Origin of the sequence: Streptomyces poonensis (assembly GCF_014650915.1) — a bacterium.
GTDB classification, from domain to species: Bacteria; Actinomycetota; Actinomycetes; order Streptomycetales; family Streptomycetaceae; genus Streptomyces; species Streptomyces poonensis.
Window position 1 is genome coordinate 1430168 of record NZ_BMVW01000001.1, and the last position, 12572, is coordinate 1442739.

Annotated in this window: 12 protein-coding genes and 2 pseudogenes; 6 read left to right on the forward strand and 8 right to left on the reverse strand. The window is 69.4% G+C overall.

The window, feature by feature from the left end; translation table 11 throughout:
- The first annotated feature begins 301 nt into the window (after positions 1-301).
- Entirely contained in the window at positions 302-985 is a 684-nt protein-coding gene (locus IE242_RS06420) for a copper chaperone PCu(A)C domain-containing protein (protein WP_189856046.1), read from the forward strand.
- 91 nt (positions 986-1076) lie between these two features.
- Here the strand turns inward: IE242_RS06420 and phoP are convergent, their stop codons facing one another.
- Positions 1077-1748 (reverse strand): two-component system response regulator PhoP, encoded by a 672-nt coding sequence (phoP, locus tag IE242_RS06425; protein WP_010985401.1) that lies wholly within the window; start codon positions 1746-1748, stop codon positions 1077-1079.
- A 5-nt stretch (positions 1749-1753) separates the two neighbouring features.
- Positions 1754-3007: a two-component system sensor histidine kinase PhoR gene (gene phoR / locus IE242_RS06430; protein ID WP_189856048.1), complete on the reverse strand. Its 1254-nt coding sequence runs from the start codon at positions 3005-3007 to the stop codon at positions 1754-1756.
- Between the two features lie 479 nt (positions 3008-3486).
- Between phoR and phoU the strand changes: the two genes are divergently transcribed.
- Complete coding sequence (phoU, locus tag IE242_RS06435) at positions 3487-4176, forward strand: phosphate signaling complex protein PhoU (protein WP_189856050.1); 690 nt, start codon at positions 3487-3489, stop codon at positions 4174-4176.
- A gap of 800 nt (positions 4177-4976) precedes the next feature.
- Positions 4977-5150, forward strand: coding sequence for a hypothetical protein (locus IE242_RS06440; protein WP_189856052.1), 174 nt, complete (start codon positions 4977-4979; stop codon positions 5148-5150).
- A 128-nt stretch (positions 5151-5278) separates the two neighbouring features.
- On the opposite strand, the gene IE242_RS06445 is transcribed toward IE242_RS06440, so the two are convergent.
- Positions 5279-5776, reverse strand: coding sequence for a Tautomerase enzyme (locus IE242_RS06445; RefSeq protein ID WP_189856054.1), 498 nt, complete (start codon positions 5774-5776; stop codon positions 5279-5281).
- Between the two features lie 93 nt (positions 5777-5869).
- On the opposite strand from IE242_RS06445, the gene IE242_RS06450 reads away from it, so the two are divergent.
- Positions 5870-6391: a winged helix-turn-helix transcriptional regulator gene (locus tag IE242_RS06450; RefSeq protein WP_229858255.1), complete on the forward strand. Its 522-nt coding sequence runs from the start codon at positions 5870-5872 to the stop codon at positions 6389-6391.
- A gap of 281 nt (positions 6392-6672) precedes the next feature.
- Here the strand turns inward: IE242_RS06450 and IE242_RS06455 are convergent, their stop codons facing one another.
- The 5 genes and pseudogenes from IE242_RS06455 to IE242_RS37380 form a co-directional block, all read right to left on the reverse strand.
- Positions 6673-7539 carry a tetratricopeptide repeat protein gene (locus IE242_RS06455; protein WP_189856056.1) on the reverse strand — a complete coding sequence of 289 codons (867 nt, stop codon included), beginning with the start codon at positions 7537-7539 and terminating at the stop codon, positions 6673-6675.
- Between the two features lie 419 nt (positions 7540-7958).
- A complete protein-coding gene (locus tag IE242_RS06460) occupies positions 7959-8192 on the reverse strand; it encodes a YozE family protein (protein ID WP_189856058.1) in 234 nt (77 codons plus the stop codon).
- A gap of 332 nt (positions 8193-8524) precedes the next feature.
- Positions 8525-10321 (reverse strand): ATP-binding SpoIIE family protein phosphatase, encoded by a 1797-nt coding sequence (locus tag IE242_RS06465; protein WP_229858258.1) that lies wholly within the window; start codon positions 10319-10321, stop codon positions 8525-8527.
- A 1146-nt stretch (positions 10322-11467) separates the two neighbouring features.
- Positions 11468-11716 carry a hypothetical protein gene (locus tag IE242_RS06470; RefSeq protein ID WP_229858260.1) on the reverse strand — a complete coding sequence of 83 codons (249 nt, stop codon included), beginning with the start codon at positions 11714-11716 and terminating at the stop codon, positions 11468-11470.
- 123 nt (positions 11717-11839) lie between these two features.
- Positions 11840-11983: pseudogene (locus IE242_RS37380) on the reverse strand (ATP-binding protein); the annotation flags it as partial.
- Between the two features lie 20 nt (positions 11984-12003).
- On the opposite strand from IE242_RS37380, the pseudogene IE242_RS06475 reads away from it, so the two are divergent.
- Together IE242_RS06475 and IE242_RS06480 are read left to right on the forward strand one after the other, a co-directional pair.
- Positions 12004-12189: pseudogene (locus IE242_RS06475) on the forward strand (tyrosine-type recombinase/integrase); the annotation flags it as partial.
- Positions 12190-12248: 59 nt separating this feature from the next.
- On the forward strand, positions 12249-12524 hold the full coding sequence (locus tag IE242_RS06480) for a ribosomal protein L7/L12 (protein ID WP_189856062.1): 276 nt from the start codon (positions 12249-12251) through the stop codon (positions 12522-12524).
- Positions 12525-12572 lie beyond the last annotated feature (48 nt).

Consider the following 12572-nt stretch of genomic DNA (forward strand, 5'->3'; position numbering starts at 1 on the left):
CCGGAACACCCCGGCACGTCTCCGCGCGTCCTCGGCGCATCTCCGGCGCATCCTTCGGACGTATCCCTTCCGGCCATCCCTCCGCGTCCGTCGAACGGCCCTACCTGATGCGCGCCGCGGGCCGTCGGCGGCGAATGGGCGTGCCCCTGCTCGGGGGAAGCCGGGCACTTGGGGAGGGTCGGGTGCCGCGTCCGGGGAACGGCTCGGTAACCTAAGCGCGCTGACAAACACTTAGGGCGGCTTTACCTCGGTACGGCCACCCGATCCACGTATCGCCCACGTTCAAGGAGTTGCCGCCGCCGTGAGCAGCAGCCTTCGACGCGGCGCCCTCGCCGCCGCCGCCATCGCGTTCTCGATCGCCTCGCTCGCCGCGTGCGGCGCCGGCAACAACGCCCAGACGCTGGAGATCAAGCCGGACCAGGCGGCGACGTCCGTCGGTGACCTCAAGGTCCAGAACGCGATCGTCATCACGCAGCCGGACCGTGAGTCGACGGGTCCGGCCGTCGTCTCCGCGACCCTGTTCAACAACGGCGACAGCGACCAGACGCTGGACGCCGTCAAGGTGGAGGGCACCGGCAAGACCGCCGAGATCCACCCCGCGGAGGGCGACGGCAAGCTGACCGTTCCCGCCGGCGGCCACATCACCCTGGGCGGCGAGGGCAACGCCTCCGCCGTACTGCCGAGCAGCCGTGAGGCCATCCAGGACGGCAACGCCCAGGAGATCACGTTCAGCTTCAGCGAGACCGGCGACGTGTCCCTGCGGGCGCTCGTCGTCCCGGCCGAGAGCTACTTCACCGGGTGGGGCCCGAGCGACGTGCCCGAGATCCCGGACGCCTCGGCCTCCGGCTCCGCCTCGCCCTCCGGGACGCCGTCCGACTCCGCGTCCGCCTCGGCCGACGCCTCGGCCTCGGCCTCGGCGAGCGAGAGCGTCGACCCCGACACGCACCCCTCCGGTCTCCCGACGCAGGGCAGCGACGAGCACTGATCCGTCGTACGGCGCGTCGCGTCGCCGTACAAGAAGGGCGGCCACCCCTGTCAGGGATGGCCGCCCTTCTCTCGTCTTCCCGCGGTCCTCTTTACGGCTCGAACTTGTAGCCGAGGCCGCGCACGGTCACCAGGTAGCGCGGCGCGCCCGGGTCCGGCTCGATCTTGGCGCGCAGCCGCTTGACGTGGACGTCGAGGGTCTTGGTGTCGCCCACGTAGTCGGCGCCCCACACGCGGTCGATCAGCTGCATACGGGTCAGGACGCGTCCGGCGTTGCGCAGGAGCATCTCCAGCAGGTCGAACTCCTTCAGCGGCAGGTCGACCTTGGAGCCCGAGACGGTGACCACGTGGCGGTCGACGTCCATCCGGACCGGGCCGGCCTCCAGCGCGGCCGGGGTGACCTCCTCGGGCTCACCGCGGCGGCGCAGTACGGCACGGATGCGCGCGACCAGCTCGCGCGAGGAGAACGGCTTGGTGACGTAGTCATCGGCTCCTATTTCCAGCCCGACGACCTTGTCGATCTCGCTGTCCTTGGCGGTGACCATGATCACCGGAACGTTGGAGCGGCCGCGCAGCTGGCGGCAGACCTCGGTGCCCGGCAGGCCGGGCAGCATCAGGTCGAGAAGGACGAGGTCGGCGCCGTTGCGCTCGAACTCGTCGAGGCCGTCGGGGCCGGTGGTCGCGATGGCGACCTCGAAGCCCTCCTTGCGGAGCATGTAGGACAGGGCGTCGGAGAAGGACTCCTCGTCCTCGACGACGAGCACTCGGGTCACGGAAGGACCTCCGGGGAGGGAAGCGAAGCGTACGGGGATGACTCGGTGGACTGCCCGTCCTCGTCGTCGAGGAGGGGGTGCTGGTGCGCACGGTCGCGGGACGCGCCCGCCTCCGGCAGCCTCAGGGTGAAGGTGGAGCCCTGACCCTCGGAGCTCCACACCGTGACCTCCCCGCCGTGCGAGGCGGCCACGTGCTTGACGATCGCGAGCCCGAGGCCCGTACCACCGGTGGCACGGGAGCGGGCCGGGTCGACGCGGTAGAAGCGCTCGAAAATGCGCTCCTTGTCCTTGTCCGAGATGCCGATGCCCTGGTCGGTCACCGCTATCTCGATCAGATCGCCGCCCGGAGCGGTCACCCGGCGTGCGGCGATGCCGACGCGGGTGCGGGCGGGCGAGTAGTTGACGGCGTTCTCGACGAGGTTGCCGAGAGCGGCGGCGAGCTGGCCGCGGTTGCCCCACACGTGCAGGTCCGCGGTCCCGCCGGCCGCCATGGTGATCTGCTTGGTCCCGGCCTGGTGGCGGCACCGGTCGATGGCCTCGACGACGAGCTCGTCGACGCGCACCGGCTCGGCGTCCTCCAGGGGGTCGTCGTTCTGGACCCGGGACAGGTCGATGAGCTCCTGCACCAGGTTGGTCAGCCGGGTCGCCTCTATCTGCATCCGGCCGGCGAAGCGCTCCACGGCCTCCGGGTCGTCGCTCGCGCCCATGACGGCCTCGGAGAGGAGCGAAAGCGCTCCCACCGGGGTCTTGAGCTCGTGGCTGACATTGGCCACGAAGTCCCGCCGTACGGCCTCGATGCGGCGGGCCTCGGTGAGATCCTCCACCAGCAGCAGCACCAGCCGTGAGCCGAGGGGCGCGACGCGCGCGGACACGGCGAGGGCCTCGCCGCGACCGGTGCCGCGGCGCGGCAGGTCCAGCTCGACCTGGCGTATCTCACCGTCCCTGCGCGTGTCGCGGGCCATCTGCAGCATGGGCTCGACGGCGAGCTTGCCGCCCCGTACCAGCCCGAGGGCGTACGCGGCGGAGCTGGCCTTCACCACGGCGTCGGCCTCGTCGAGCACGACGGCGGAGGAGCGGAGCACGGAGAGCACGGTGTCGACGCCGGGCGGCAGCACCGGGTCGGTGTGCAGCGAGGACCGGGTCGGACGTTTCTGCTCGCGCTCGCTGAAGCGGAACGCCAGCATGGCGATCACACCGGTGAGCACTCCGGCGATCGCTGCCGCTGCGGCGACCGCCGCGTTCACGTCCATGCATCCAGGTTAGGCACGAGATCAGGCCCGTCCACAGCCGTCCGGGTGGAAGCTGAATCACTCGTCGCCCAGAGTTCACCTTGGGGCCAGTACCGGTTCATTCGAGGTGTCGGAAACGGACGCGTGTGGGGCCGACCGTGGGACGTGGGTTCACAGGGCATACGACGTGTGGTGGCGTTCCCGTCGGCGTACGTCGTGGACATCGGGAGCGTCGTGAGCCTCCCGAGCATCGTAGGCAACGGGAGCTTCCGGAGTGACGGGAGCTTCCTGAGCGCCGTGAGCACGGAAGTACCGGAAATCCGGTGGTACGGGACGTACGGGAGGTACTGGCCTCAGCGAAGCACCGACGGCCGGCACCCCGGAGACGGCACATCCGCGACGACACCGCGGACTCGGGACGGCCACGCCCGGGAACAAGGAAGACCGGACACCAGAACCCTGGCACCCCGGAATGGACGCACAAGGAAGAGAGACCCCAGATGCGGGACGCGTACCACGAGGAACTTGACTCGATCGGTGAGAGCCTGGTCGAGATGGCCCGCCTGGTCGGGTCGGCGATCGGGCGCGCCACGACGGCGATCCTCGACGCCGACCTGAAGCTGGCGGAGCACGTCATCGAGGCCGACAAGAAGATCGACGACCTCCAGCACGACCTGGAGGCGCGTGCGATAGCCCTGCTGGCCCGCCAGCAGCCGGTGGCGACGGATCTCCGTATCGTCGTCACGTCGCTGCGGATGAGCGCCGACCTGGAGCGTTCGGGCGACCTGGCCCAGCACGTGGCGAAGCTGACCCGGCTGCGCTTCCCGGAGCGCGCGGTCCCGCAGGACCTGCACGCGACGATCCTGGAGATGGGCCAGCTCGCCCAGCGCCTGATGGCCAAGGCCGCCGAGGTCATCGTCACCAAGGACGTGGACCTGGCGCTGCAGCTGGAGCAGGACGACGACGCGATGGACCTGCTCCACCGCACCCTCTTCCAGCACCTGATGGACGACCGCTGGAGGCACGGCATCGAGACGGCCGTCGACGTGACCCTGCTGGGCCGCTACTACGAGCGCTTCGCCGACCACGCGGTGTCGGTCGCCAAGCGGGTGGTGTACCTGGTGACGGGTGAGCACGCGGACGAGCTCCAGACGGACATCCAGCCGGTCACGGGGACTGAGGGGGCCTGATCGCAGCGAGGGGAAGGCCGGAGAGCCTCTGTGCGCCGCCGTGTGCGCCGTTGCGGCTTCCACTCGAACGGGCATCCCATGGGCGTAGGCACCATGCTCCCCGCTCGAGGAGGGCCCAGACCGATGTCATCCGAATCCCCCATCACCCCTGACCCCACCCAGTCACGTGAGTCACAGGAACCCGCCGAGCCCAGGACCCTGCCCCTCATCGGCGCCTGCGGCTGCGGCTCGGGCTGCGGCTGCGGCTGCCAGTCGGGGGGTCCGTGTCAGTGCGGCTGACTGACGGCGTACGGGGTGCAGGCCTCGTACGGTGTGGAGGGCTCCGGGAATTCGCCACGTCCCGGGGCCCTTCGTCGTAGGTGGTCGTCGGTGGTGGTCGTCGGTGGTTGGTGGATCTGCACATTCACTGTGCAACTGGGTCACGAGGTTCGCCGGACCCGCACACGTGACGGACGGGCGACGTTCTGTTGGTGCGGAATGTCCCATCGGCCCACAGCCGCAGTACCGCATGACTTCCCGGTACCGCACCGGTGCCATGTGAAGAGGCTGGCCTCAACTCGTGACCGGACCCCCATGGATGAGTAGCCGACGCGCGCAATTTGCCTGGTCAGAGCGCCATTTGAGTGGGCGACCAAAGCACACCGTGATTTGATCCTTCGCACGGCCGGCCGCTTGTCCCCAGCGGAGCCGCGCCCTTGTGGAAATCCACGCACTCCATGCGAAGGGAAGTCTCACCATGAACTCCGCTCCCCAGGTCCGGACCGCCGAGATCTCCGACAACGAGCTCGACACCATCGCCGGTGGCAACCGCCGGTGTCGACAGCGGTGTCAGCACCAGCGCGGGCGCCGGCGTCTCCGTCGGCTTCACCGCGGCCGTCGGCGCGGGCGTGCTGGCCCAGGTCGACGGGCTGACGAGCGAGGTCCTGGGCAGCGCCGACGCGGTCGTCCAGGCCGGTGTCCACGTCTCCCTCTGACCGGCTGGCCGGCTGACCGGTCGGCTGGCTGATCGGTCAGCCGCCTGATCGGTCGGCCGACGCAGCGTCGAAGCCCTCTGCCCGCGGCTCGTCCGGACAGGTCCTGGCATCGACCCGCCGCGGGCTTGTCAGGGAAGGCGGCCGTGTTCGGCCCGGCTGGCGGCGATGCGCTGGGCGGCGAGGGCGCGGGCCCGTTCGGTGTCTCGGCCGGTGAGCCGGTTCAGAATGGCCGCGAGCGGGGTGATCCGCCCGCGGCCGCCCCAGTGGCCCTCGGGAACCTCGGTGGGAAACACCCAGATCCGTCCGGCGTCGCGGGGCCACGCGCCGTTCTCGGCGTCGAGGATCGCCTCGGTGATCTCTGCGACGACACTCGACCGTGCCCGCGCGTCCAACTGCCCTTCGGGCACGGAGGGGACGACCTTGTAGCGCGGCGCGTCCGCAGGCGTCCCGCCGACGTACACGGCCGCCGGGCGATGCACGAAGGCCCACGACACCGCCAAGGTTTCGGGGTCGTCAGGATCGAACCCTTCGTGGCGGATCAGGATTTCGGTGACTCTACGGACGAGGGCCGCCTCGGCCGGCGGGGCGAGCGCTCCCTCGGGGATGTACAGATCCAGCATGGGCATGGCCCACCTCCTGAGTTGCGTTTTTCTACTCAGCCAGCCGGACGCTAGAAGTCCTGAGTAGAAAATGTCAACCCAGGTCGTTAAGGTGGTGACGTGGAGTCAGAGCGCAGGATCGATCCGGTCAACTGCTCGGTGGCGCGCGCCTTGTCGGTGGTGGGCGAGCGCTGGTCGCTGCTCATCGTGCGCGAAGCCCTCGACGGCGCACGGCGGTTCGGGGAGCTCCGCGCCCGTCTCGGCATCGCCGGAAACCTGCTGTCCACCCGGCTCAGCACGCTGGTGGCGGCCGGAGTGATGAGGCGCGTTCCCTATCAGGACCCGGGTGACCGCCATCGCTACGAGTACGAGCTCACCGAACAGGGAATGGATCTGCGAATCACGCTGATGGCGCTGCTGGAGTGGGGCGACAAGTACCTCGCCGACCCACAGGGCCCGTCGGTCGTCGTACGGCACCGGGCCGCCGAGGGGGACGCCACCTGCGAGGAGCGAGTCAGGGTCGTCCTCGAATGCTCCGCGGGGCACACGCATGTGCCGCCGCAGTCCGTCCACCGGACACCTGGGCCTGGGGCCCGCTTCCTGGAGGCCTCTCCACGCCCGGGCGACACCGCTCAGGCCTGAGTGGCGTGAGTGGGCGCTCGGGATCACTCTTGCCGGGCCGGTGGGTGCTGACACACGTCGGCGCGGGCATGGTGGGGCACGCGGCGCACCTCAACGGAGCGACCGCTTCGTCGGCGAATGAGGAGAAGCCGTGCAAGGCGTCAGTCGGCCCTGGCCGAGCCGTCTCCGGGCCGTCAGGGCGGTTGAGTATCTGCGCATGTCAGAGGCTTGGTGTGCATTGGTCTACGTGACCACTGCGCGGCACGATTCTCTTGATCCAATCCCCGCTCACTTCCGGGGGATCAACCAAACAGCTCCAGTCCGTTCCAGCTGCGTTCGCCGTCCGTCGCCCACGCGTCCAGTAGCTGCCGGGCCTCGGTCTCAGGGGCGGCCAGCCAGACAGTCTGTGAGCCGCCGTGCGCCGACACGCTGCCCTCATCCCAGTCGACCCGGCCCTCGCTGCAGCATGCGCACAGCATGTGGAAGCTGCTCGCCGGCTCGGCGCCGAAGTCCTGCGCGAAGAATGAAGTCACCAGGGCGTCGACGTCGGATGCATCCGCCGCGTTCACGGTCGCACGCAGCGTCGGCAACGAAGAGGCCTCGAAGAGCAGCAGTTCGTCGAAGACAGCGACGCTCTGGCCGTTGTACGTCCGCTCGCCGATCGGCTCCCCGTCGTGCACGACGATCTCGCCGAAGCGACGGCCTTTCGTGGCAGGGACGTTCATCACACGTCCCCGCGTCGGGCAGAGCCGCTGGATCCAGACCACCTCGCGCTCGCCACCCGTGTCCAGCCGTACGCACGCCGGGCCGAAGGCGCCGTTGATCTCCCCCTCGCCCTCCGGCATCGGGATCCCGAAACCCTCCCAGGCGTCACGGGCGGTCGCCCAGTCACGCTGGATCGTGGCAGCGACCCCCAGGTTCCAGAACGCCGGGTCCTGCTCGCCGCGCGGCGAGCGGGCGGCAGCCTCACGGCCGAGTTCGTAGGCTTTCGCCCAATTGCGCAAGAACTTGTGCGCAAGCGCTGCGTCGTACCACCACACCGCGCTGGGGCCCTCGTCCGGATAGTGAGCAAGGACCTGCTCGTACAGGTCGGCGGAACGCAGCCACTCCTCCGCATCCCACATCTCGCGAGCCCGTTCCAGCAACTGCTTCGCCTCGGACTTCTCCACGCCCCTGCCCCTCCCTCTGACCAGGAAGGGAGTTTCGCACGACGACTGAAGGGGTGCTGGGAGGGGGCGTCGAAACGGTTGCGTTCAGCGGAGTGGTGTAGGGGTCCGGCCTGGCCGAGGCGGCGCGCACCCGCGCCGTGCGCGGGCTTGACGTCCGCATCCGCCGCTGGCACGGACGCACCTGACGGCCCAAGGACGGCCCAGCATTAATCAGAAGCCCCCTACCAGCGGAGAATCCGCAGGCAGGGGGCTTTCACGTACGCGCTTACTTCTTGCCCTGGGTCTGGCGGGCCCGTTTTCTGCCCCTGGTCAGCGGGTCGGGTACCTCACCTGACCTGCGGTCGAGTCGTCGTCAGCGGTCGTTGTCTGTCGTCGTTGGTCGTCGTCGGAGGGCCCGGAGAGGGCCCAGCCTCAGCCGCTCAGGCATCCTGTTGAGCCGCCCGGTACGCCTCGTACTGCACCCACGCACGTTCCAGTGCATCGACAGCCGCGGGGATGGCGCCGCACTCTTCGAGGTAGTCACGCTGGCCCGGCAGTCCCTTGCGTGAGGGCCAATCAGGATCAGCGGAGACGTCCCGGGCCAGGTCCCCGATAGCGCTGCGCTGATCGGCCTGGGTCTTCAGCCATGCGGTGAAGCTCTTCGACTTGGGCATGTGCGCATCCTTCCGCCGCCGGGTCGGGGCTAGCCCCAGTTGGGAGCGGCCTACAGCCGCGCGTCCCAAAGGGGTAAGACGCTTCCAGTGCGCAGACGCCCAGAACCGGCTATGACCTGGGATCCGACAAGCGACAAGACAGGACAAGGCAAGCCGCACGACAAGAGGGACGACAAGCGACGCGACAAGCGCACCCGCTCACTGAAGTTGCAGATCACGGACGTAAGTACTCACTCGTGGGGCCGCCGGGCCGGCCGGTGCAGTGGGTGGTCATGGACGCAAAACTGGAGGAAAACGAGCCGCAGTCGTAGCAACGCTTCACAGGGGGCGGCCTACGCCTCCGCACTGTGGTTGCTTGTGGCCAGGGTGAACCAGACGGTCTTGCCGTCCTCGGCGGGGCGGGTGCCCCAGGCGGCTGCGAGGGCGCCGACGAGGGCGAGGCCGCGGCCGGATTCGTCGGCGGTGTTGATTTGCCGCGGCTGGGGCAGGTGCGGGCTGCGGTCGGTCACCTCGATGGTGAGGTCGTACTCGGTGCGGCGCAGCAGCAGCCGGATCGGGCCCGCGGCGTGACAGACGGCGTTGGTGAGGATGTCGGAGGCCAGCAGGCAGGCGTCGTCGGCGATGCCGGCCAGGTGCCAGGCGGTCAGGGTGTCGGTGAGGAAGGCGCGCCCTGCGGGCACGGCGGCGGGTGTGGCATCCAGTTCGCGTCCGGCGGTGGCCAGCGGGGCCTGCGGGAGGCGGGCGAGCAGGAGGGTGACGTCGTCGTCGTGCCTGGCGGGCCCGGGCAGCAAGGCGGCAAGCACCTGGTCGGCGGCCTGCTCCAGGTCCGGCGCGGTGGCCAGCGCCGCGCCCAGCGCCGTCGCGAGGGCGTCCAGTCGGGTGTAGATGTCATGGCCAGGGGATTCGACCAGGCCGTCGGTGTACAGGGCGAGGGTGGAGCCTGGCGGCAGGGCGACGGTGACCTGCTGATGTGGTATCGCGCCCACGCCCAGCGGCACACTCACCGGCACCGGTAGGGTGCGGACCTTGCCGTCGGGAGCAACCAGCAGTACCGGCAGGTGGCCGGCGGAGCAGACGATGGCCTCACCGGCATCCGGATGGATCTCCAGATAGCAGCAGGTGATGAACTGGTCGGGCAGGTCAGCCACGACGGCGTCCAGGGTCTGCATCACCTGCCACGGCGGTATCCCGCTCTTGGCCAGCGCATGGGCGGCCGAGTACAGCCGGCCCATGACGGCGGCCGCCTCCAGGCCGCGCCCCATGACATCCCCGATCACGGCACCGACCCGGCGGGCGCCCAGCGGCACCAGGTCGAACCAGTCGCCGCCGACCCCCAGGCCCTGGGTGGCGGGCAGATAGCGGTGGGCGGTGGGCATCCCGGGCACCTTCGGCGGGACACCCATCAGGCTGCGCTGCAAGGTCAGGGCGACGTGCCGCTGCTCCTCGTACAGTTGGGCGAGTTCGGCCGCGGCCCGCTTCTGCTCGAGATCCCGTGCGATGGCGTAGGCACCGATGAGCCGGCCATTGGGCGTGCGGTTGGGCCACAGGGTGAGATCCACGTGAATCCGCCGCCCGGTGCGGGAGACGCGCCGGGCCTCGAAGTGCTCGATCCTCTCACCGCGGCTCAGCCGGCGCAGCAGCATTGCGGTCTCGTGCCCGCGCTCCGGCGGTGCCAGCATGGACACGTGGGCGCCGATGGCCTCCTGTGGCGTGTAGCCGTACAGCTGTTGGGCGGCGGTGTTCCAGTAGGTGATGCGCCCCTCCAGGGTTGTCGCCACGATCGCGTCGTGCGAGGACTCCACCAGAGCGGCGAGGTCGTGGTCGCCCCGGGTGACCCGGCGGGCCAGGTCCAGTGATCTGAGCGCCATCTCAGCCGCGGCACGGCGCCGCGCCACATGGACAACGAGCACACAGCCCAGCAGCAGCCCGCACCACCGCACGGTGAAGCCGACCGTCAGGAAGGTGCCGTCCAGCAGGCCGGCCACCAAGCCGGACAGTGCGGCCCAGCAGCCGACCAGCACACTGTGCCGGACGTCAAGCCAGGCACAGGCCAGCAGCGGGCCGAGCACCAGCAGCGCGATGACCTGCGGCCGGGCGCCGACCAGCACGTCCAGCGCGGCGATCAGCACGCAGATTCCCAGCGACAGAGGTAGAAGACAAGGCGGTGGGAGCGACCGTCCCGCCCCGGGAGCGGCGTTCATGCGCTGCTTCCTGTCGTGCGAGGCAGCGATGCGCCGATCAGTGAGCTTCATCTCGACCACGCAGGTAGTAATGACCCGATCCGATCACGCCACTGTCCCCCGGCGGGCCGGGGCCAACACGGTCTTGACCGCAACTTGGTGGAGCGTTTCCGAAATGGCGCGAAGGGTGTCGGTCCCGACCGCCCGAAGGACCGCCCTTCGGGCGGGCGCTCTTCGGGCGGGCGTTCTTCGGGCGCCCCACTCGCCATGGGAGCTCTCGTACGCGGGCGGCTACTGGGTAGTTGGTAGTGGGGTCTCCAGTAGAAACACCCCAGTAGAGACCTGTGACCGCGCTACTGGGGCGTCCTACTGAGGTGTCGTGCCCGCTACCCACTACCCAATAGCGCCCGCGGCCGTGATCGCGGGCCTGTGCCGGCGCCTGTCTGAGGACGCTGGTACGAGCAAGAAGAGCACCCCGGGCGGAGCATGCTCCTCTTGCTGTTCCGGCGCCCTGCCTGAGGACGACAATCCAGGGGCGGAAAGACGCGCACCCCCCGCTTGGAAGGCCGTCCTGAATGCCTTCCAAGGGGCAGGCGGCAGGTGTGGTCAACCGTCGCCGGGCCGCTCCGCTCTCTCGTGGTCTCGGTGGCTCTTCAGAGGGGGAGGGCGGCCGTACGTACCGCGCTCCTGCCCCTTCTGAAAAGCCCTCCTTCCTCCCCTAGAGAGTTGAGAGGTAACAGCGTCCGCAGCGTCCGCCGGGCCTTGCTCACCCCTGATGACCTGCGCTTTTCCTAGCGGACGCTAAACAAAATGTGTAGCGTCCGCTAGCGTCCAAGCACGCTCCGCTACTAAAAGCCTCCTTTTTCGCAGGTCAGAGCGGCTCTTAGTAGGAGCGGGTTGCGGACGCTGTGGACGCTAGCCCTCTGACGCGCACGATTGAAGAGACCACCCCCGACGGTGGAGGTAGTCTCTTCGATCTTGCCAACAGACTGGCCGCACAGCGCAGCGGCGCCCGTCTCAGCACGGCGGCCGTCGCGCGAGCGGAGCGAGCTGCCAAGGGGTGCGCGGCCGTAGGCCGCACCTTCTAGCCCTTGGCTACTGCGGCAGGAAGCCCGGCACTGCCTCACCAAGCTCCCGTAGACGCGCGAGGTAGTCCTGAGCGGAAGATTCGGACGCGTACCGGCGCCGCATCTCGGCTGCCAGTTCACGGCTCGTCATGATGAGCGACGGGACCGACCGGCGCTTCCCTTCGAGAGCACGCTCTCCCATGATCAACGCCTGTTCCAAGTCGCCCTCTCGCGCGGCCGTCACACCGAGCGTCACACGCGCTTCCGCGTTGCGCATGGGCGCGCGTCGGCGCAGCGTGCGCGGAGCGAGCCGGAGGCAGGAGCGCAGCGCGGAGCCGGGAAGCGCGCCCGGCGGAGCGGCAGCGCAGCCGGGGCTGGAACCCGTAGAGAAGGTTGTAACTCAGTGCCGTTCTGAGTGGCTGGTATCGGTGAAGAGCTCTGCGGTGACAGTGTGGCCGCCGTAGTAGCTGTCGTGGAAGACGACCCGGTGGGCGAGTGCGTTGACCAGGCACAGGCCGCGGCCGTGTTCGGCGTCCTGGTCGTGGTCTTGGTCGGCCTTGGGGGGGCATTCACGCGCTCCGGCACTTCTACGCCTCGGTGCTCCTGGACGCCGGGGAGAACATCAAGGCCCTCGCCGAGTACCTCGGCCACTCGGACCCGGGCCTGACCCTCCGCGTGTACGCGCACCTGATGCCGTCCAGCCAGGAGCGCACTCGCAAGGCCCTGGCCGCTGTCTTCGCTGCACACTGATCGACACGACGTGACAGCTGAAAGCTCGTACGGCTTCGGGCTGAGAAACGGGGAGAGCAATGGAAGACAAGCACTTCTTGCTGGTGTGCGACGACGTGCCCCATGACGTCGTGCTCACCGAACCCGGCGTACGCGTGCTCGACGTCGCCCAGGTGGTGCGCCGCCTGACGGGGTTGAGCGTCTGGCGCAGCAAGATCCTCGCAGCGCAGGTTCCCGCCGTGATCCTCGACGGCGTACCTCAGGAAGACGCCGAGGCAGCGGTCGCGGCCCTCCTCAATGCGGGAGCGCAGGCGGAGGTGAGGGAACGACCGCGGCCGGGCTCCCTCAAGCCTTGAAGACGGCCCGATCAAGCAGCCGACGGCCCAGAGACGGCCCAAGGCCAG

Excerpts from the sequence above, each read along its gene's own strand:
- IE242_RS06445 (WP_189856054.1), bottom strand. The coding sequence starts at position 5,776 with ATGCCCATGCTGGATCTGTACATCCCCGAGGGAGCGCTCGCCCCGCCG.
- IE242_RS06480 (WP_189856062.1), top strand. The coding sequence starts at position 12,249 with ATGGAAGACAAGCACTTCTTGCTGGTGTGCGACGACGTGCCCCATGAC.
- phoR (WP_189856048.1), bottom strand. The coding sequence starts at position 3,007 with ATGGACGTGAACGCGGCGGTCGCCGCAGCGGCAGCGATCGCCGGAGTG.
- phoU (WP_189856050.1), top strand. The coding sequence starts at position 3,487 with ATGCGGGACGCGTACCACGAGGAACTTGACTCGATCGGTGAGAGCCTG.
- IE242_RS06460 (WP_189856058.1), bottom strand. The coding sequence starts at position 8,192 with ATGCCCAAGTCGAAGAGCTTCACCGCATGGCTGAAGACCCAGGCCGAT.
- IE242_RS06470 (WP_229858260.1), bottom strand. The coding sequence starts at position 11,716 with ATGCGCAACGCGGAAGCGCGTGTGACGCTCGGTGTGACGGCCGCGCGA.